The sequence below is a fragment of the Bacillus sp. ILBB4 genome (assembly GCF_035064545.1).
In the GTDB taxonomy this organism is placed as follows: domain Bacteria; phylum Bacillota; class Bacilli; order Bacillales; family Bacillaceae_H; genus Priestia.
The window spans coordinates 41,739-62,150 of sequence record NZ_JAIQVD010000009.1; the positions used below are offsets into that span (position 1 = coordinate 41,739).

The 20,412-nt window shown below is 33.2% G+C and carries 22 protein-coding genes and 2 pseudogenes; 9 read left to right on the top strand and 15 right to left on the bottom strand.

Translation table 11 applies throughout. The features are described 5' to 3' along the window. Positions 1-78: 78 nt before the first annotated feature. Together LAV82_RS25600 and LAV82_RS25605 are read left to right on the top strand one after the other, a co-directional pair. On the top strand, positions 79-1,206 hold the full coding sequence (locus tag LAV82_RS25600; protein ID WP_499717190.1) for a spore germination protein: 1,128 nt from the start codon (positions 79-81) through the stop codon (positions 1,204-1,206). Further along, positions 1,190-2,401: a Ger(x)C family spore germination protein gene (locus LAV82_RS25605; protein ID WP_499717191.1), complete on the top strand. Its 1,212-nt coding sequence runs from the start codon at positions 1,190-1,192 to the stop codon at positions 2,399-2,401. The genes LAV82_RS25600 and LAV82_RS25605 overlap by 17 nt, the downstream gene beginning before the upstream one ends. Before the next feature lie 95 nt (positions 2,402-2,496). Here the strand turns inward: LAV82_RS25605 and hbs are convergent, their stop codons facing one another. The 4 genes from hbs to aimA all read right to left on the bottom strand — a co-directional run bounded on the left by hbs (position 2,497) and on the right by aimA (position 6,583). Beyond that, positions 2,497-2,769: a non-specific DNA-binding protein Hbs gene (gene hbs / locus LAV82_RS25610; protein ID WP_013083575.1), complete on the bottom strand. Its 273-nt coding sequence runs from the start codon at positions 2,767-2,769 to the stop codon at positions 2,497-2,499. A 272-nt stretch (positions 2,770-3,041) separates the two neighbouring features. Next, entirely contained in the window at positions 3,042-4,388 is a 1,347-nt protein-coding gene (gene brnQ, locus LAV82_RS25615) for a branched-chain amino acid transport system II carrier protein (RefSeq protein WP_499717192.1), read from the bottom strand. 283 nt (positions 4,389-4,671) lie between these two features. Beyond that, positions 4,672-4,899, bottom strand: a complete 228-nt coding sequence (locus LAV82_RS25620) for a hypothetical protein (protein WP_074683997.1) — start codon at positions 4,897-4,899, stop codon at positions 4,672-4,674. A 49-nt stretch (positions 4,900-4,948) separates the two neighbouring features. Beyond that, positions 4,949-6,583, bottom strand: a complete 1,635-nt coding sequence (aimA, locus tag LAV82_RS25625) for a glutamate/serine transporter AimA (protein ID WP_499717193.1) — start codon at positions 6,581-6,583, stop codon at positions 4,949-4,951. A gap of 604 nt (positions 6,584-7,187) precedes the next feature. Here aimA and LAV82_RS25630 point away from each other — a divergent pair. Together LAV82_RS25630 and LAV82_RS25635 are read left to right on the top strand one after the other, a co-directional pair. Continuing rightward, entirely contained in the window at positions 7,188-7,472 is a 285-nt protein-coding gene (locus LAV82_RS25630; protein ID WP_499717194.1) for an AbrB/MazE/SpoVT family DNA-binding domain-containing protein, read from the top strand. A gap of 498 nt (positions 7,473-7,970) precedes the next feature. After that, entirely contained in the window at positions 7,971-8,306 is a 336-nt protein-coding gene (locus tag LAV82_RS25635; RefSeq protein WP_499717196.1) for a winged helix-turn-helix transcriptional regulator, read from the top strand. A 37-nt stretch (positions 8,307-8,343) separates the two neighbouring features. Here the strand turns inward: LAV82_RS25635 and LAV82_RS25640 are convergent, their stop codons facing one another. Beyond that, entirely contained in the window at positions 8,344-8,871 is a 528-nt protein-coding gene (locus LAV82_RS25640) for an NAD(P)H-dependent oxidoreductase (RefSeq protein ID WP_499717197.1), read from the bottom strand. A gap of 253 nt (positions 8,872-9,124) precedes the next feature. On the opposite strand from LAV82_RS25640, the gene LAV82_RS25645 reads away from it, so the two are divergent. Then, positions 9,125-9,733, top strand: a complete 609-nt coding sequence (locus tag LAV82_RS25645) for a dienelactone hydrolase family protein (RefSeq protein WP_499717198.1) — start codon at positions 9,125-9,127, stop codon at positions 9,731-9,733. A gap of 111 nt (positions 9,734-9,844) precedes the next feature. On the opposite strand, the gene LAV82_RS25650 is transcribed toward LAV82_RS25645, so the two are convergent. Next, entirely contained in the window at positions 9,845-10,180 is a 336-nt protein-coding gene (locus LAV82_RS25650) for a YjdF family protein (protein WP_499717199.1), read from the bottom strand. A 272-nt stretch (positions 10,181-10,452) separates the two neighbouring features. Next, a complete protein-coding gene (locus LAV82_RS25655) occupies positions 10,453-11,049 on the bottom strand; it encodes a hypothetical protein (RefSeq protein WP_499717200.1) in 597 nt (198 codons plus the stop codon). A 348-nt stretch (positions 11,050-11,397) separates the two neighbouring features. Here LAV82_RS25655 and LAV82_RS25660 point away from each other — a divergent pair, with 348 nt between their 5' ends. Then, entirely contained in the window at positions 11,398-11,892 is a 495-nt protein-coding gene (locus LAV82_RS25660) for a DinB family protein (RefSeq protein ID WP_499717201.1), read from the top strand. A gap of 238 nt (positions 11,893-12,130) precedes the next feature. Here the strand turns inward: LAV82_RS25660 and LAV82_RS25665 are convergent, their stop codons facing one another. The 3 genes from LAV82_RS25665 to LAV82_RS25675 all read right to left on the bottom strand — a co-directional run bounded on the left by LAV82_RS25665 (position 12,131) and on the right by LAV82_RS25675 (position 15,201). Next, on the bottom strand, positions 12,131-12,346 hold the full coding sequence (locus tag LAV82_RS25665) for a hypothetical protein (protein WP_499717202.1): 216 nt from the start codon (positions 12,344-12,346) through the stop codon (positions 12,131-12,133). Positions 12,347-12,866: 520 nt separating this feature from the next. Then, complete coding sequence (locus tag LAV82_RS25670; protein ID WP_427670712.1) at positions 12,867-13,727, bottom strand: amidohydrolase family protein; 861 nt, start codon at positions 13,725-13,727, stop codon at positions 12,867-12,869. Between the two features lie 487 nt (positions 13,728-14,214). Beyond that, positions 14,215-15,201: a DUF3231 family protein gene (locus LAV82_RS25675; protein WP_499717203.1), complete on the bottom strand. Its 987-nt coding sequence runs from the start codon at positions 15,199-15,201 to the stop codon at positions 14,215-14,217. Between the two features lie 417 nt (positions 15,202-15,618). Here LAV82_RS25675 and LAV82_RS25680 point away from each other — a divergent pair, with 417 nt between their 5' ends. After that, entirely contained in the window at positions 15,619-16,125 is a 507-nt protein-coding gene (locus tag LAV82_RS25680) for a DUF3189 family protein (RefSeq protein WP_499717255.1), read from the top strand. Positions 16,126-16,465: 340 nt separating this feature from the next. On the opposite strand, the gene LAV82_RS25685 is transcribed toward LAV82_RS25680, so the two are convergent. From LAV82_RS25685 to LAV82_RS25695, 3 genes are all read right to left on the bottom strand, one after another. After that, complete coding sequence (locus tag LAV82_RS25685) at positions 16,466-16,933, bottom strand: YsnF/AvaK domain-containing protein (protein ID WP_499717204.1); 468 nt, start codon at positions 16,931-16,933, stop codon at positions 16,466-16,468. A gap of 165 nt (positions 16,934-17,098) precedes the next feature. Beyond that, on the bottom strand, positions 17,099-17,551 hold the full coding sequence (locus tag LAV82_RS25690) for a YsnF/AvaK domain-containing protein (protein ID WP_499717205.1): 453 nt from the start codon (positions 17,549-17,551) through the stop codon (positions 17,099-17,101). Positions 17,552-17,855: 304 nt separating this feature from the next. Continuing rightward, on the bottom strand, positions 17,856-18,173 hold the full coding sequence (locus LAV82_RS25695) for a phosphatase PAP2 family protein (RefSeq protein ID WP_499717256.1): 318 nt from the start codon (positions 18,171-18,173) through the stop codon (positions 17,856-17,858). Between the two features lie 47 nt (positions 18,174-18,220). On the opposite strand from LAV82_RS25695, the pseudogene LAV82_RS25700 reads away from it, so the two are divergent. Next, positions 18,221-18,604 (top strand): annotated as a pseudogene (locus LAV82_RS25700) (STAS domain-containing protein); the annotation flags it as partial. Positions 18,605-18,710: 106 nt separating this feature from the next. Then, complete coding sequence (locus LAV82_RS25705) at positions 18,711-19,181, top strand: hypothetical protein (protein WP_192998819.1); 471 nt, start codon at positions 18,711-18,713, stop codon at positions 19,179-19,181. A gap of 174 nt (positions 19,182-19,355) precedes the next feature. Here LAV82_RS25705 and LAV82_RS25710 read toward each other — a convergent pair. Together LAV82_RS25710 and LAV82_RS25715 are read right to left on the bottom strand one after the other, a co-directional pair. Beyond that, positions 19,356-19,802 (bottom strand): annotated as a pseudogene (locus tag LAV82_RS25710) (GrpB family protein); the annotation flags it as partial. A gap of 107 nt (positions 19,803-19,909) precedes the next feature. Next, positions 19,910-20,326 (bottom strand): hypothetical protein, encoded by a 417-nt coding sequence (locus tag LAV82_RS25715; RefSeq protein ID WP_499717206.1) that lies wholly within the window; start codon positions 20,324-20,326, stop codon positions 19,910-19,912. Positions 20,327-20,412 lie beyond the last annotated feature (86 nt).

Sequence of the window (20,412 nt, forward strand, 5' to 3'; positions counted from 1 at the left end):
TAAACATATTTTGTCATCATTGATGACTGATTCTTCAGCAGAATCCCAATTGAAACAGCCTTACGAAAAGGGTAGCTTATGATGAAAGGAAGTGAACTGTGGGTAATGATCAATTCAAACGATCGTATTACGACACCTCAAGCAACTGTGGTTGTTATCAATTTTATACTTGGAACAGGAATTCTTACCTTGCCCCGAACAGTTGCGGAACAAGTAAAAACACCAGATGTTTGGTTAAGTGTTATTTTAGGCGGAATAATTGCCATGATAGCAGGAGTAATTATGGTGAAATTAAGTCAACACTTCCCTGAAAAAAACTTTTATCAATACAGCCAAGAAATTGTAGGGAAATGGATGGGCAAGTTATTTAGTTTCTTCATAATAGGTTATTTTTTAGTACTTGGTGGGTTTCATGCTCGTTCATTGGCAGAAGTAACAGGATATCTATTGCTGGAAGGAACCCCTAAATGGGCTATTATTATGCCCTTTATGTGGGCAAGTCTCTACCTAATCAGAGGAGGGATAAATCCAATTGCTCGTCTATTTGAGATTATATTACCTATTACGGTTATTCTTTTTTTACTTGTTGCCTTTATGAGTATCAAAATATTTGAAGTAGACAATCTGCGCCCAGTACTAGGTTCAGGTGTCACACCGGTGCTAAAAGGCATAAAAACAACTGCTCTTGCATTCACGGGTCCTGAAATCATGTTAATCATTTTAGCTTTTATGAAAGAACCACACAAAGCAGGAAAAGCTGTACTAGTTGGAATTACTATTCCTTTATTTATTTATGTGATTACTGTTGTAATGGTGATCGGAGCGTTCTCAGTGGATGGAGTGGTTACGAGAACGTGGCCTACGCTTGATTTAATAAGAAGTTATGAATTAACTGGGTTAATATTTGAACGCTTTGATTCCTTGCTGCTGGTGGTATGGATTATGCAAATGTTTACTTCTTTTACTGTTAACCATTACGCTGCTTCATTAGGACTATCTCAACTTTTCCAAAAGAACATTCATCCATTTATGTATGGCGTGCTTCCCGTTATTTATCTTATTTCCATGATCCCCAAAAACATCAATGATGTATTTAAAGTAGGGGATATGGTTGGCAACGCTGCCTTGGTTTTATTTGGCTTTTTGCCGTTGCTTCTTCTCATCATTTCAAAAGTAAAGGGGAGAAAGTATGAAACAAACCTCTAATCACGTACAGTTCTTATTGGTTTTACTTTCTGTTTTTTTGCTCGTTCCTCTGGCGGGCTGCTGGAGTAGTCATGAAATTGAAGAAAGAAGTTTAGGGGTAGGTGTGGCGCTTGATAAGGGGAAGGAGTCCATGATTGAAAAAGAATTTGATGAACAAGGAGGGGGATATGCGAGAAAGAACCTAATTACGTCAACCTATCAACTTATCACCCCACAAGTGGCAAGTTCAACCACTAAACAAGGAGGTCCTCAACAGAAATCTTATGTGAATGTGTCTGAAACAGGAGATTCTGCTTTTCAAATGCTTCGTGAATTATCTTTAAGAAGTGATACTCCTTTAACTAGTCCCCATATGAAAGTGATGGTTATCGGTGAGGCCCTTGCACGATCGTATAGTTTGGAACAATTAGTGGATCAAAGTCTTCGTGACAATGATTTTAGACCAAGTTGTCTGATGTTTATTAGTAAAGGGAGAGCAAGCGACACACTCGAATCAAAAACAGCAGGAGTGATCCCAGCATTTCGTTTGTCTGCAATGGTGGAAAATGCCTATCGAACAACGAGAATTTTACCTCCTATGTCGCTTATTAAACTAGAGAGTCAGATCCAATCACGGTCTAGTTTTCTGTTGCAAAATGTAGTATCAGCAAATGGAGAAATCAAATTTGCGGGTGCAGGTATAATTAAAGGAAAAACAAACAAAATGATTGGTTTTTTGAATGAGGAAGAACTGGATGGTCTGACTTGGATCATAGGTAAAGGAAAAGGTGGCCTAGTAAAAGAATTTGATGAAAATACCGGTCAGCTGATCGTATATGAAATAGAGTCTATGAAAAGTCACATTCAACCCCATGTGAAAGGAAATAATATCTCTTTTGATGTACACATTGAATCAGTGGGAAGGCTATCTGAAAGTTGGATGACCTCAGGGGGCACTTTTAACAATCAATTTTTGCAGAACGTACAAAAAACTTCAGAAAAAAAAGTAAAGCATCTGGTAAGAAACGTACTAGAAAAAATGCAAAAAGAATATCAAGTCGATGTTGCGGGTTTCGGAAATCGATTGAGAATTAAGCATCCTAGAGTATGGATGAGGGTTAAAGAGAATTGGGATCAAACATTTAGTGAAGTTCCGATTAACTACGATGTGAAATTAATGATTAAAGATTATGGAGCGTCAGGATCAACGAAGTAAGCTTTCAAGTTTAACTTTGCTTATTTTGATGTCAAAAATGAAAGAAAGCTCCAAGGAATAACCTTGAGGCTTTCTGAAAAGTATTCATCCTATACTTATTTAAGAGCTTCTTTTAATTCTTTTCCGGGTTTGAACGCAGGAACTTTTGAAGCTGGAATCGTCATTTCTTCACCAGTTTGGGGATTACGCCCGGTACGAGCTGCACGTTCACGTACTTCAAATGTGCCGAATCCAATCAATTGAATTTTTTCTTCATTAGCAAGTGTATTAGAAATCGTTTCAAACAATGCATCTACAGCTTTTTTAGTATCTTGTTTCGTTAGTTCTGATTTTGTTGCGACTGCATCGATTAATTCAGCTTTTTTCATATGTAAATACCTCATTTCTTACTGCATATATAGTATGTATATATAGAACATATCACAGTCTTTATAAAATGTTCAAATATAAGCATTCATTTGAGGATTTAAAAAGTTATCTAATAAACTAGATGCTGAGATTTGCTTTAAGACAAAATGAACCCCATTCAAGACAGAAGAAACTCGTCAAAAAGGGAGCTTTGCTCAATAAGAACAAAGCTTCCTTTTTGACGAGTTTCTCCTATTTTCAAATGGATGTAACCTTTGCATCAGAATATTTATTATTTATTCAGTCTAGATGACCTGTAATTAAGAAGGATTTTTCCTTGTACTATGCTAAAACCTATTAATCCTCCAATAATAGCTGGAACAATCCAACCTAGTCCTACTTTGTACATAGGGAGAACTCTAATAAAGAAACTATTAATAAATGAAATGTGAATACCACCCGTATTTAATCCATCAAATAGACTAATAATAAATGTCAAAAGTAAGCTCCCTTGATAAACTTCAGTTTTTCCTTTAAATAAAGGATGAAAAAAAGTTAATAATATCAATACAATAGCTAATGGATAAATAGCTGTTAATAGAGGTATAGAAATAGCAATTAACTGTGTTAACCCGATGTTAGCAACGATTGCACTAAAACCACATAGACTAATAGCAAGTATTTTATAAGGTACCTGTGGAAATAGTTTATGAAAGAACGAAGAACAAGAAGCAACAAGTCCTACACTAGTTGTTAAACAAGCTACCGTAATCATTAATCCTAATAATATTCCACCGTAAGCTCCAAAATAATAATTCGAGACTTTTACCAAAACAGTACCTCCGTTATCTAAGTGTCCAAGTTTTTCTACACTTGAAGCACCCATGTAAGAAAGAGCCGTATAAATGGTTATTAGGATAATAGCAGCAATTCCTGTTGCTTTTGCACAAATAGTCATAATGTGTTTTTTTGTTTTTGCGCCTTTTTCTTTAATAGCATTAATAATAATAATTCCAAAAACAAAAGCTGCAAGAGCATCCATTGTTAAATAACCTTCCTGAAATCCCTTGAAAAATGAGTGAATTTTATAGTTCTTCGTAGGTGCCTGGAAATCGCCAATCGGATGAATAAAAGCCATCACTACAAGCATTCCAATAAATGTTAACTTAATAGGCGTTAGGAATTTTCCGATAATATTGATAGTTTTAACAGGATTTAGTGAGAAAAAGCATGTGATGCTAAAAAAGATGATGGTGAAAATAAATAAAGGTATGTGGTCTAGATCTTCCGCCAAAAAAGGTTTGACGCCTATCTCAAAAGAAACGGTTCCTGCTCTTGGTATGGAAAATAAAGGACCAATCGCTAAATAAAGTACGGTTGTAAACACAAGAGCAAACACAGGGTGTACGCGACTCGCTAGTGACTGGACATCATCTTTCCCCGAAAAACCAAATGCTAACACACCAAGTAACGGTAACCCAACTCCGGTTACTAAAAATCCGGCATTAGCTGACCAAATATTTATTCCTGCTGATTGACCAAGCATTGGTGGGAAAATTAAATTTCCTGCACCGAAGAATAGAGCAAATAACATTAAACCAATAACTACTATAAATGAAAATGGCACTTTATCCGACATATAAAACCTCCATAAAATAACAATTTTCACTATTGTTATATAAATGAAACAAGAGACCGAAAGAATGTACAGTGTTTTTTAGAAAACTTTTCGGCCTTTTCATGTTTTGACTTCTCGTGGCATTACGATAGATAGGAATTCGACTCTTCCTATAGCCCGCGAACATATGAGAAAAGAGAAAAAGATGCCCTAGGCATCTAATAAGACAAGTAAAATATCTCAATAACATCGTCAAAAGAAGCTTTTGCTATTGTAGGCAAATTCCCTTTTGGAAGAGTTTCTTCTATTCTAAATTATGTCCATGAGATGGGATGGACTTAAATCTTAAAATCTTTACATTTTGAATGAACACTCTTTCCTTTGTAGATATATCCAATTTAGCTAACCTTACAATTTCATCTGGATCATTAATGGATTGCATGACTATGGAATTATTAATTATTTTATTATTTTTTAATATAGAATAGTCTACCGTAAAGATTTTTAACTTTCCTACCTTATTTTTCAACATAACAACTATCTCCACATACTTATAAAATACTTGTAATAGAAACCAATTTTTATACAGCTTTTTCTTTATCTAATTGAGATTTTATTGTTCTCTCCCTTAATCTCATTTCTTCATTTACTTTGGTGGCTTCCTTGAGGTATTCTGTTTTAAATCCACTCTTTACAGCCCAAACATAAAAAACAAGAGACAAACATGTAATGATAAGCATGTCCCAACCGTATGGAATAACATTTATTCCCCCAAACTTTTCACTTCCTAAATATGAAATAACCATCATACATAATAAGTAAGTAACCATCCAAAGTCCAGCTAGGAAGTTCTTCTGGAACCCCTTCCATTTCAACTTTGCTTGATAATAGAAGTAAATAGGAAGACCCATCATAATAATGAATAACACCTGTCCTGTAAGTGGCCACCTCGCCCAGTACAGAGTTAATGACGCAAATATAAAACCCAGTGGCGCAATAATACTTAATCCCTTTAGACGTAATGGTCTGTACAACTCTTTCCCCGTTCTTCTTAACGTCATAGCTGTAACAGGCCCGGTAATATAAGAGATTAATGTCGCAACTGAAATAATTTCAGCTAATACACCCCAACCTCTAAATAGAAATAAGAAAATGAATGATACGGCTAAATTGAAAAACATTGCTTGACGTGGCACACCATAAATAGGGTGCAATTTCCCTAAAACACCAGGTAAATATTTATTCTTTTCCATACCGTATATCATACGAGATGTGGTAGCAGTATAGGTTATTCCCGTTCCAGAAGGAGAAACAAATGCATCAGCGTACAATACAATAACAAGCCAGTTAATACTTAAAGCAATAGCCAAATCAGCAAATGGAGAGTTGAAGTTAAGGTGACTCCATCCATGAACAACCATAGAAGGGTCAACTGCTCCAATAAACGCAACCTGTAATAAGATATAAATAACGGTAGCAATTAGAATCGATCCTACTACAGCTAATGGAATAGAACGCCCAGGATTCTTTGCTTCTCCAGCCATATTAATAGGGCTTTGAAAACCATTAAATGCAAATACAATACCGGACGTTGCTACCGCCGTCAGTACGCTTGCCCAACCATTTGGCGCGATGCCTTCTTCAGACGTAAAATTCCCACTATGAAAACCGGCAAATAAAAGTGATCCAATTGTTAAGCCAGGAATCACGATCTTAAAGATTGTGATGAGTGAATTTGCTTTGGAAAAAAGACTTACTGTCCAATAATTTAGTAAGAAATAAATAAGTAATAAAACAGAAGCAATGCCTAATCCAGGTAAAGTAAGCGTGCCATTTTTCACTAAACTACTTGTCCACTTTGCCCATTCCCAGGGCCAAGAACTCATATATTGTACAGAGGCAACAGCTTCAACTGGGATAACAGATACAATAGCAATCCAGTTTGCCCAAGCAGCAATAAATCCAAGAAACGATCCATGAGAATATTGTGTATATTTAACCATACCTCCTGCTTCCGGAAACATAGATCCAAGCTCGCTGTAAGAAAGTCCAATAAATAAAATAACAATCATACCGATAATCCAGGAAATAATAGCAGCAGGTCCAGCAATTTGAGCTGCTCTCCATGCTCCGAATAACCAACCTGAACCAATGATTGAACCTAGTCCAACCATTGTTAAAGAAAAAGTTCCCATCCTACGCTGTAAATGATTCATTTTTTAACCTCTCTCATATAAGTTGTAGTAATTATAGAAACACTATTACACCCTCCATAGTCCCTTTCTTAGTAAGGGAAGGATTATAGTAGATATCGTAGTCTGCTTAGCTTCAAAAGGAGTTGATATATCAGCGTAACTTGAAGAGATAGTGATACTCCTTTAAGTCATTAATAAGGATACAATGAGAGCAATTTTTCTCTGTAGTTAGTTTATAAATATCTTCACTCCATTAAAGTAGAATTTTATTAAACGCTTTCATTTTTCCTCAACGAAATCGTATCTTTAATTTATAATAGGAACTATATAATCATACAGAAAACGACAAAAATTATAAATTTTATAAATTTTTTTGTGAATGATTTGATAAGAAAGAAGTGCGTATTCTCCATTATTTAAATATAGAAACATTTAATGTTATCATATATGGATTTAAATACTTTTTTACATATAAATAATTTAATGGATATTATTGGAGGATTTTATGTAGATTTTTGTTTAATTCTGTAGTTTGTATCATAAAATGAGGCTTAATAAATCTTTGTATTAGTTTAAATTAATATATTACTTTTGTTAAAAGGTAATTTAAATTAGGAGTGAGAAAATGAAAAAAATAGGGCTGATTAAGGGGTTGGGTAAGTTTGGACGTGTCACATTCCCAAGTGAATTACGACGAACCTTAGGGATAAAAGGCAGTGAGAGCTATGTAGAGATGTCTATAGAAAATGAAGCAATAATTATCGAAAAATGTGGTGAAAGTAAACCCTGTGTTATCACTGGTAAGGTAAGTGATAAAAATAAAGTGTATATAGGGAATATCGTGCTAAGCTCAGAAGGAGAAAAGATTTTATTACAACAATTAATTGATATAGAAAAACAGATTGAGTGACCATTCTTTCATTTTTACCACCTAGGAGCTACATTCCTTTCAAAATATACTTGATTGGCTCTTACGTTGCAATGCCACTTTTTGCTATATTATCTTCACACATTAATACGCTAAGGCTTCAGATGTAGACTTACATATCACTCTATACAATTTCAGGGTTTATTTTTAAGGTACCATAATGTTGCTTATCCGTATTCAATAAAAAAAGCTATCTCGGAGTAGAACACCATAATAATATGCCAGGTAACAGATTTATTACGTTAAAAGAAGCAAGAGAAATTATTTTTTCAACCAATTAAAAACTTTTATAGGAATAAAAAACGGTCGTTAGAAGACTGTTTTTTATTCCTATAACCGTGATTAAGATGATTACGATAACTAAAAATGCATAGAGTATACAAGCTGGATAAAGGCATCATTCCTGTTAAAATGTAATTATAAAGTATGGATCTTTATCTTTATATTACATACTGACTTATTAGAAGGAGAGGGGAACCTATGAGTGAAACCTGTGTTCCAACTGGTGTAGAACTAAAAAACACTGGTTTTGGATATACGTTGTCTTTAATAGGTGGTAAATATAAAATGATTATTATGTATTGGCTAGCTGAGAATAAGGTTATGCGACATAATGAGTTGAAACGATGTATCGGCATCATTTCCTATAAAACGTTAAGCGTTATGTTAAAAGATCTTGAGAGAGATGGTCTTATTATACGTAAGGAATTTCCACAAATACCTCCAAAAGTTGAGTATTCATTATCTGAACGAGGTCTTTCCCTTATTCCCTTGTTAGATATGATGTGTGAGTGGGGAGAGAAAAACAGTTTGTAAGCCTTGGAGGCTGCACAACAATAGATAAAACTACTTCTTACAGGTTTTCAATAAAATTGAAATAATCTTGGGCACTTTTTTTCACTTCACTTGCAGAAGGTTCATATTCTGCTCCATAAAAAGCAAAGAACGAACGATAGTCTGCGTTGCAATACAGAGCTGTGGTTTTAAATGGAACTAATACTTCTTCAAGTGTATAGTGATATCTTCCATTATTACTATAGTCTTCTTTTTTAATTCCTGCAGATACAGCAAAAGCAACTTTACGATTCTTTAAGTTATTTCCTGTTGAACCATAGGCCCATCCATGGGTTAAAATATCATCTATCCATTTTTTTAAAAGAGGTGGACAATTAAACCAGTATACAGGGAACTGAAAAATTAGAGTCCCATGAGATTCAACCAATTTTTGTTCTTTTTCCACGTCTATGTTGCCACTAGGGTAAACTTTATATAATTCATGAATTGTATATTTTCCTGAATGTTTTTTGAGTTCTTCTACCCATCTCTTATTAACAACTGATGTTTCTAAGCGTGGGTGTGTTACGATAACAAGAGTTTTCAAAATTATTCCTCCTTAATATTAATTATATTTCGATTATAAAACTCCTACTTCAGATAGGTAAGTACGCACTTTTAGTACAGGTACTTACCTTTAGGTAAGTGTTTTTTACTAAGTAATCATTACAATAACAACCCAAGAGTTAGTAACTCTTGGGTTGTTATGCCATACCCCGAATAATGCACTGTATGGAAAGTAGAAATAAAACTGAATTGTATATAAACTAAATATAAAGTGGCTTGATAGGAGGATTATGATGGAGAATCATAATATGGCGATTATACTAGTTCATGAAATATACGGAGTTAACGAACATATGAAATATATGGAGGAGATATTATCAAAATTAGGGGTAGATATAGTATGTCCTAATTTATTACATAAAAAAATTCCTTATTCGTATAGAGAAGAAGAATTTGCTTATGAAAATTTCACTCAAAATGTTGGATTTGAAAAGGGAGTGCAACAAATTAATAAAGTTATAAACAAACTAAAACAACAATATAGGAGAGTCGGAGTCATTGGATTTAGTGTTGGGGCAACAATAGCATGGTTATGTAGTGAAAATCAGATATGTGACTTTGTAATAGGTTGTTACGGATCACGCATACGGAATTATGTAGATGTTGAGCCTACATGTCCTACATTACTTGTATTTGCAAATAAAGAAAAAGCATTTGATATTCATGAACTAGTGGACGTGTTAGAGAAAAAAAGATATTCATTTTTGGAAGTGAAAAGTTTTGAAGGATCTCATGGATTTATGGATCCATTCTCAGATAATTACAAGAAACTATCAGCTCATCAGGCTTTGCGACATATAAATGAATTTGTACAGAAACAATTAAGTGAAAACTTCCTATAAAATGACATTGTGATAAGACAACAAGTTGTAGCTCACGCTCCTAGAGTTTCACTTCCTACAGATGCGATAGGGGTAAGTAGGTTCTTTACTCCGGGCAAGGTGCGGGGCGCATCAGAGCAGCATTATGATTCTACTTTTCTTCTCTTCATATTCTTGTTTCATAGCTTCTTCAGCTTTAGGCGAAACACCAACTTTATTTCTTTCCTTTGCTACTTGGCGTTGTAAACGTTTAGGATTTATCTTTTTATCAGATTTTCTTTTTACATCAAGATCTGAATGAACCGATTGATTGATAATGTCTAGAAGTCTGTAATAAATAAATTCTAATATCTCTGTATCTTTAGGTTCTACTCCAAATACATAACGAAATGCTCTTAATTTAACGTCTTCTACAACTTCAATAATTCCTCCCCAAAACTGACCATCATGGTAAATCGTTAGTGACATAACGATTCCCTCCTTTAAACATACTATGAAATAATGGACATCCCGAGAAGGGGAAGTTCACTGACATTAATACATATTAATGCCTCAGGACTACCAAATGAAGTGTGTTTTTACATTCCACATACAAACTTTAACATAAAAACATTCATTATAAATGGTTTCCTTTAAAACACTATTTAAAATATATATCCTATGGATCCTTAGTTAACATAACAGGTATTATCGGAAATAAAAGAGCGTTAAGTTTATCAAAAAACTTACGCTCTTTTTACTCACACTTTATCAACTAGAGAAACTAAGTTTAGAATAGGTTGTGCCTCTTTCTCTTCTTGATATGGCTCAAAATTTATTTCACCAAGTTTTACACCTACATCATATTCACCAATTAAACTATCAAGCATAATAAACGTTGCAACAATAAACTGATCATTTTCTTCGCTATATCCTTTAATGTAAATAACAATATCTAAACAATCCATTTGTTTATTTTCTCTATACGTAAAGAAGATATCTTCTGTATTTAAAACAATATCTTCAAAATAAATTTCTTGTTCACTATTCTGTCTTTGTCTAAACGCTACAACGTTAAATTTCTCGAGGCTTGGAGCTTCTTCTACCAGCTTTATGACAGCAGGAAACGCTGAAACCATTCCTTCTGCACTGATAATAAATTCTCTTTTTCCTTGCTTCATTTCTAGACTGAATTCAAAAGTTAAATCTTTATGATACTTGGATAATTGTAAGCCCAATTTGTTAAATAAAAGATCATAGTTCTTTTCGTCTAATTGGAAATAATCTTCGCTATTTTTTTCAAACCAAGACCAAAATTCTTTTTCAGTGATTTTTTTCTTAAATAAATTCTTTAACATAAGACCTCCAGAGGTGCTATATACATTTTTAATTCAAGTATATATCAAAAGCTTCACAAGAATATATGTATATTTCATATAAAGTTAGTTACCATAATCACAGTTACAGGAACCAAAAATCCCTTTAAATAAACAACAATATTTTCTTCTAATGTAAAAATATATAGTTTTTATTTGTTAAACAAATGAAGGGGAGTGGTTGAATGAAAAAGGAAAATAACTATATATAAGAGAATGTATGTCAGTGGAAAGAAAATAGATTTATGACATTTTCAACAAGGCATCTTTACATAATTTTGATTTTTCTTGTGAATAGATCGGGAATTTTTTATAAAGGGGATGGAAATCATGTTTCACGCGAAGGATGTTTTAGCCGATCAGCTGTTAGCAAATGCTAATGACCCTAGCTGGTACCAGCCATTTTCAGCTTCAATTGAAAACTTGTCAGAAGAAGAAGCTTTTTGGAAGCCTAACAAGGATAGTAATAGTATAGCTGAGGTTGTGCAACATCTACTTTACTGGAATGAAACATGGCAAACTAGGTATCAAAAGTCTCATGTCAATGCAGTACCTTCTATAGGAAATAATAATAAAAGCTTTATAGTTGCGGAAAATCAAACATTTGATAATTTAAAAGATCGACTATTAGAAGTACTGTTACAATGGCAAGAGTTATTAACTGAGGAAAAAGTCGAAAGAGATGTAAATGGTTTTTCTGCACATGTGAAGTGGTGGGAGGTACTTGGAAATTTAACTACTCATAACGCATATCACATTGGTCAAATCATTTATATTCGGAAACTACAAAAAAGTTGGAAAGAAAATTGTGGTGAAGAGGATTAATCGAAGTCGATAATTGATGTCTCTGAATGAAATGGAGCATAAAGTTCTCCTTTCTTATGTAGAACGTATTATTTAGCAAAAGCTCGAAATGTTAATAAATCAACGATGTATAAATGATAAATTTAGAATTTAGGCGAGCCCTTATGCATCAAGGGCTCGTTTGCTTGCTTAGTTCCGTAAAGAGACATTATGTAAACGTAACATAATGTCTCTTTACGGAACCCAAGTCCTAGAGTAATTAACCTAGTTCTTTTTCTTGCTGTTTTAGTACCTTACTTTCGAGTTCTAATTGCCTCATTCTTCTTTGAAGTTCTAAATTATTCAATTCTTTCTCTAACTCTGAAGATAACTTGATTCTTTGCTTAGCATTCTCCATTAATTCTCTAGTAATTGTTAGTCTTTTTTCATGATTCGTATTAACATCCCCTTCCCCATGACTTGCTATGTTCGACACTAAAGGACAAAAAACCTTTAAAACAGATGGATATTAGCCGCCTACTAAGCATAGGAGTTCTGCTGTGAAAAATTCTCCTTTGTCTACACTTAAAGTAAATAGTAAAATTAATGATTTTACTATTTACTTTATCATTTACTTAACATAACTTTTATTACAGGAATCAAAAAGCCCTTTCCATTCACTCAAATACATTTTATCTCTAATTTCTAATTCGACAGGCAACTTAGAAATGAATTCCAAACTATTTTTATCCGGATCATTTATATCTGTTGCTTTGAAATAAAGTTTGATCAAATTAATACTTATAACCTTGATAAACGAACAAAAAGAAAAAGCGTGTTTTTTAAAAAAATTGATCAAAATACGCTCTACAGATATTCAACTGAACTATTCTTTTATAAAAATGTTTGATCAGTTCTGTGATTCTTATGCCATTAAAGCGCACTTTAGCTAAATAATAATATATTCAACTTTATTTTCTATTAAAATATCTCTTCTCTCGTCAACAATAACTATATTAGTCAATTAATCCTAAAAAGTTTTTTCCAAGAATATATTCCTTTTGGTTATCAGGAATATGAAGTGATTCAATCCAGCTTTTCTTTGCCGAATAGTCATAATCATTAAATTCTTTCATTCCATAAGGTCCGTCACAACCATAAAGAACTTTACGAAATCCTAAAGATTCAACTGCCTTCTTTACAATCGATTGGTTAAGATAATCACTTGATGTGTCAACATATACATTTGGTTGATCCTTAACGTATTTCCATAGTTTTTTCCAAAATGGAAGACCTGCGTGAGCATAGATTAATTTTAGTTTAGGGTAATTTTCAGGTAAATATTTATAGGAGTCAGCTTCTGAAGATAGATGAATAATCATAGGTATGCCTTTTGATTCACACAAAGCCGCAATTGGATCAAGTGCTTTAATACTATATTCATGCATGAACGGATGAGCTTTCACTCCAATAAAACTAGGGTTATTAAGATAGAATTCTACTTCTTCCATTGATTCATGAGTCAGTGGGTTCACTGCTACCCAGCCTAGAAATCGTTCCGGAAATCTAGCAATTGCACTAGCAACTATATCATTACTTGGCTTAGTGAAAATCTTATATGAATTGCCATAAAGTTTCAAAAAGCCATCCTTTACTAGACCATCATAAATTTTAAGTCCAATTTGAGGTGCATTTAATATTAAAAACCGGAAAAAGTGTTGTAAATTATGTTGAAAGGCGCTATCCACTTCAAACATTGTTTCATTCATAGAGGCAATTAGCACTGTTTTAGTTATATCATTTTTATCCATACCCTCTATCATTTTTTCTAGAGTCAACATTTTTTCATCTACATGAAAATGGCAATCAACAATCATTTTAATCTTCCCTTTCCAATTACTATTATAATATTAAACTACTTAACTGAATTTCTTCTACCAGAGTATGCTTTCTTTATTTATGTGGTAGGACCCCATATTAAGATTCCTTTCTACATCTAACGTATTCCGTATTTTACCATATAAAATTCAAAATAATTTCGAATTCTTATTAATAACTCTCCAATATTCTCAATAATCCTTACTCCAGAAAATGGCCCTTTAATTGAACAATACAGCTGAAGTTTAATAGTCAAAAGAAAAACTCTATATTACTAAAGGGTTGCTATAAATTTTTAGTTGACATAATGTCTTTTTCCTGAACCCCTCAAAAAAGAGAGCCCCCTGACTTTTTTTGAGGGGGCTCTCTCGCCGGTTGGCACTCATACAAACACGTTTGTTTGAGTGCCAAGAGGGTCTTCATATAAAGACATTGTCATTTCCTTAATGCCTCCCAGTACGCCTACCATTGACAACTGTATAGCCCCTACTTTGAAGATAAGTCTTCTCTATCCGCAGCTTCGGGTGGTGTTTCCATCCATCCGTTTTCTATCATGATATCTGCTGCATCATTAACAAATCCTGATATATCCTTTAAAAAATTTGCATACATTAGCGCTAAATCGCGTCTTCCGTTTACAGCTAATGAATTTCCAAAATTTCTTACTCTCATTGAAAACATATCCATTTTATGAAATACCATTAATTTATCAGAAAAAGGAGAAGATGTTGAAGTTGTTACTAAATGATCAATTAATTCCGGAGAAGGCAAGTTATCATCGTGAAGTTTTTTTATATAACCTTCAATCGCTTTATAAGTAATTTCTTCTCCTTTTATAAATAGCTCTCGAATCTTTTTCGTTTTTGTAACTTGACTAAACGCCATTACTAAGGCTTTGCTTGCCAAGTTAGTCTCTAGATTATCGTATAAATGGGCAATTTCTAATGCATGTAAAGGTCGAACATCTCCAATAAAACCTTTTAAATAATTTTTGTGTGCTATATTTACTTTTTGTGGCGTCGGAATAATAGGCGATTTAATGACCAATCCTTTATTTATTGAAATATCTTTGATCTGTTCCCCAAATTTTATAGTCGATTCCATACAATGAAGGGAAAAATTCCTTATATCCTCTCTATACATTAATGGTATTCCTACACTGTAAAGACTAAGTCCTACTTTAGTTACATACCTTAAATAATGTACATAGAACTCGTCTTCAAATAATCTTGGGGCATCAAGATTCACATCTTCTTTTGTAAAACCATGTGGAATACGAAAGTTCTCTTTTATAAAAATGTCTTTTATGGTTTTCTGAAATTCTTTACTTAAGCTTAGTGCATTTTTCAATAATTTTTTTATATCTTGGTCTTCAACATGTTGAAGAAAGTAACTTAGAATACATGTAGACATGCTGTTACCCATATATGTAGCCCAAAGTTTACCCATTTCTGCAGATGTTAATTTTTCCATGTACAATCTCCTGTATCCATTTTTTTCAGTTTTACCTTTTGAATAATATATATTCTTTTAATCCATAGAGATTCGAAAATTTGTTAAGTAACGTAAGATTTGAATGGATAGAAAATAACAAACACGAAACAAATAATAAATATAATGATTAAGCTTTTCATTACTATTTCTCTCCTTATTTATAAGATAAAATTAATGCATCCTAAAACGGTTATATTATCAATTTTGTTGCTTTCACAGATCAAGCTCCTAGAATATGAAACATATTAGGTAACTAGGATATTTACCTGAAAATAGAGTTTTTATTTATATACTATTAAGTTAAATTAAGAAATTTAACACCTTTAATATATCCCTGAATTAGCAATTGTATAAATGGTAATAATGGATATAAATCAAAAACTAAAGGATGATACCATGATTTTTATCTATAATGATTATGGTGGAACACATACCACTTCTATGGCAGCAGCTTATCATTTAAAAAAATTACCTACTGATCGAAAGCTAACCAAAGAAGAAATATTGAATATTGACTATTTTAATAAGTTAACTCAATCTGATATGGGGAAAATCATTTTTCATGGGGAAGATGAGGACGGAAATTCAGTTTATACAATTGGTCGGAAATCCTCAAAGCTAGTTGTTCCGGCTTTAAAAAACTTAAGCATACTGTTGCAGGATAAATGTAAAGTTCATGAAAAAATCATTTTTTCTAATACCTCACCAACTGTTCCATTTGCCATGACAATGGGAGGTTTCTTGTCCAGGGAGCTAAAAATTGACTTCATCGGTGTACCGTTATTAGTTATTGGTGCCAAACAATGTTGTCATGATATTCTTCGATTGGTTGAACACACGAAACAAATAGGGAAATCAACGAATACAAAGGTAATTGTATTAGAAAATAAACGGTTTAAGTAACACTGAAATTCCTACACATAATGTAACCTATCTATATTTAATGAAGGAAGGATGGTTTATGAAGTAGCTCCATCCTTCTTTGATGGTATTCTTAATCCATTCAATGCACATATGAATAGCTCATTCGTTCAAACGTGTACGTAATTTCCTACAGCTTTGAAATAAAGCCACGATGTTTATAAAAAAGATACGAAGTTTTGAATAAAGATTGCCCGTATAGTAGGTAAGGTTCATAGTAGTTTGGCTGTCTGAGCCTTTTTAAACCAGAACTAAGTATAAGTATACTTTCTTTGGGTATCATCTTATTAACAGTTTTGAATATTTTTTAAGTGTATGCTGATTACTTTTCTGTATTCCTATCTACTACTTCAGGGTTTCCGGTCGTTTCTATATGCACTTTTTCTTTTTTTAAGGTCTCTGTAATAGGCTTAGTTTCTTGGAATTGACGTTTATAAATTGCAACATCTTCTAGAACTGTTGGATGTTTGATGACTTCGATACGCTCTTCACTAATAGGTATCCGAATAATTTCTGTATGTTCACCCGTTTGATCTGTATTTTCTGCATCTAAAACTTTTTTCTCAATTATCAGTTCCTCATGGATCACAGGTATGGTAATGGTTTTTTCCTCCGTAAAAATCTCTTTGTGTATGGCTACCTCTCCTGTTTTTATCCATTTTTTAGAGATGTCTAACTTCTCCTCATGAAGTTGGAGCTTTGCACTATTGCCAGTATCATAAATAACTTGTTCTGAAACTTTGCGATCATTCGTATTGGAGTCATATTTGGCAATTTTGTTCTTTGACATATTTTAGCCTCCATAGTTACTGTAATAAATATAAGTTAGTTTTTTTCTATTTAAGACAATATAAAAAGAGGGTGTAAAGTCATCATTTAAAATACTCCCCAAAAAATACCTCCCAAATCGTTCTTACGATTTGGGAAGTGTTTTTCGGTTTAATTTATATCTTTTTTAATCGATAGGAGAAGCTGTATGGTCGGAAGCTATATTAACGTGACCAGTTGTATCAACATGAGCTTCTTCCCTTTTTAAGGTTTCTTCTACATGTTGCGTTTCTTCTACATTGCGCTTGTAAGCTGAAACTTCACCTGTTGTTACAGTGTGTTTGCTTACTTGAACCTGTTCCTCACTGACTGGAATGTGAATGGTTTCTTCATCACTAATAGATGAATTGCTGAGTTCGTTGTCGATAGCTCTTCTCTCAATAACAACTTCCTCATGAGTAACAGGAACGTCAACCGTTTGTTGCTCTTCTATAACTTCTTTTTGCAAGGTTACCTCCCCTGCAGCTATTTTATTTTTAGTGATATCTAATTCCTCTTTATGAAGACGAAGCTTTTCATTTTCATGATTATTTTGTGCTTTCTCATTCTCATCTGCAAAGAGTCCAAAAAAATTGTTCATACATTTCCCTCCATTTTTATTTGTTTTATTTATTATTGAATCTACTCACCATTGTTTGTACAGTTGCGGGTGTCATCTTATTTCCATGTCTTCTTGTCATTCCATAAGTCGTAACAGCCCCAACTCCTAAACCCAATAATGAAAACACCATGCCTCTATTATTACGTCCAAAATTAAATGAGGACGTTAATCAATGTAAGTTATTCATTATGTGAATACCCCATTGATAATTATTTGGAACAAAATGATCTCCCAACGTCTTTATTCTGTGACAATCTTACTTATCTATACCGGGAAAATCATACTACTTTATTTTCTGATTCATCTTCTTTAAAAGACATACAGCTTTGTCAACGGTAATGCTCGTTAAGCTACCAGTGAAAGCACTTCGAACAATATCAGAAGGATAATGATGTCCTACCCAAATTCTTGAGAATCCGGTTAATAAGGACAGCCCCAACATAACTGATCCAAGAATACGTTTATGGAGAAAAATAGAAGTGGATACTGCAAACGTTAGTAACGTATGTTTACTTAAAAATGAAGAATCCATCTTTGGAGGAATGAGTATGCCAGCACGTCGCTTCATAAATGGACGAGGCTTAAAATAAAAACATTTCATCAACGTGTGAATAAATAACGTAAAGGCCACAGATATAACAGCATATAAAGAGCGCTTTCCTCGAATTATCCGTACCTGTAGTTCCCATCACCAAAGGTATTGCTATTCTGCCTCTCATTGGGGAGATAGATACGGAAAGAGCAACGCTTCTACTAGAAGAAACATTAAAGAAAGCAAATGAACTGAAATTATCACACATGCTATTCGACCTCTCCGGCGTAATGATTGTAGATACCATGGTTGCCCATCAAATTTTTAAAATTGTAGAGGCGTTAGGGCTTCTTGGGGTAAAAACAATATTAATTGGTATCCGTCCTGAAGTTGCTCAAACAATGATTCAACTTGGAATTGATTTTAGTCAAATAACTATAAAAGCAAATCTAGAACAAGCGCTTCTTGGTTTAAATTTAACCATAGATTCCTTAGAATAAATGCTCTTATCGAGACAGTACTAGCAGGCTTAAGCCTGCTTTTTCTTCTACTTAGAAGTATAAAGGTAAGCTACAAAGAGAAAAATAATACCAAAAAGGAAAAAATATGATTGGACTTATAATAGCTATTATCCTGTTTAATCTTATTGCATTTAGAACGAACACAAGATTAACCTTAAACCAAATCCTTCACCTTTGGACATTCACTATAGCTTTTCAACAGATTTTCGACCTTATGATTAATATTAAATATCATGGTTACTGGTACTTTACAAAAGGAGTAGACTGGAAAGCAATACCTGCTCACCTTGCACTACTCCCACCTGTCAATATGTTGTTTCTAAATTGGTATCCGTTTGAAAAAAATATAAGGCACAAAATTGGTTATCTAGTTATATGGGTCATTGCCATTTTAATTTATGAATTAATGACATTGCTTCCTGAACCATGGGGATACTTTCATTATGGGTGGTGGGAACTATGGTATTCAGCTATTATCAATCCTATCTTATTTCTAATTTTATTAGGTTATTATAAGTGGGTTCTTAAAGCAGAAAATAAACTTCTTACAAAATAAATAAAATTTAATACCTTGATACGTTACAGAAAAAACTCCTGGCCAACAACAGAAGTTTTTTCTCTTTTTATGCTGTATATGATATACAAATCTAGTTACCATAATCAAAATTATCGGAAGACAAAAACCTTAAGAATCGACAGATTCTTAAGGTTTTATTTGCATTCGTCACTACTACAATTTCTTTGCTCTTTTTAATATGTCATCAACAAACTTCTTTTTTTCATTTGTATATGAAATAACATCATTTGGGTATTTATTTGCAAGTTTTTCTTTTAGTTTTATATACTCTATCTTTGCATTAAGATTTAATCGTAAATAATCTCTAAAGGAAATTTGATCTATCCATAGATTCTGATTATATATCATTACATGTAAAAAATGAGTGATTTTCTTTTCTCTGTACCTTGTAAAAACATGTTTACCATCTATACTTACTGGCACTTCAACATATCCAAGTGCCTTTACTTTTTCTTTTAATTCTATAATTACATCCAAAGATCTAACACCAATTGCAATATCAATAATTGGTTTAGCAAAGAGGCCCTTAATAGACGTACTTCCCACATGTTCAATTGCGATGATAAGTTCCTTTAATTGAGAAGATAACAATTCCCTCTCTTCGTTAAATAACTTACTCTATTTATCATTATAAGGTTTGAGTTTTACTAAACCACGTTCGAGTCCTAACATTACAATTCCCCCTTAGTGCCAGAAAGATAAATTACCTAAGCATTTCTTTTTAAGATATATCTAGGCGGTGCACCATACCCTTGTTCGGACTCAAAGTACGCAAGCTTTCCTGGAATACAGGAAATGATCGAAGGCATACCAAGACCTACTATATGCTCTAGAGCAGATGATAATGGCATCTCTTTCCCATCTATATCCTCATCCCAGGAAATTACATAACACTGGTTAATAGGTCCATATTTCCTTAATAGGGTTTCTAAATCTTCTTTATTAAAGTTAGCTTTTGAAAGTTCAATTAGGTATTTCTTTCTTAGAGTAGTAGTATAGTTATGACAAAGTCGGCTTAGAGCATCTAAACGCTTCTTTGGAGAAGCCAATTCGTGTAGGACTCTTTCCTGTATTCGTTTTTCAAAAAAAGCCTTAACAATTAGCTGTTCTTGTGTTCTGTTCATTTATTTGCCTCCCTGTAGCCGCAATTTACATAAATTCTTATTTCTTCAGCTAAAAGAAAACTCCTATATTGCTAAGCAACTTTAGT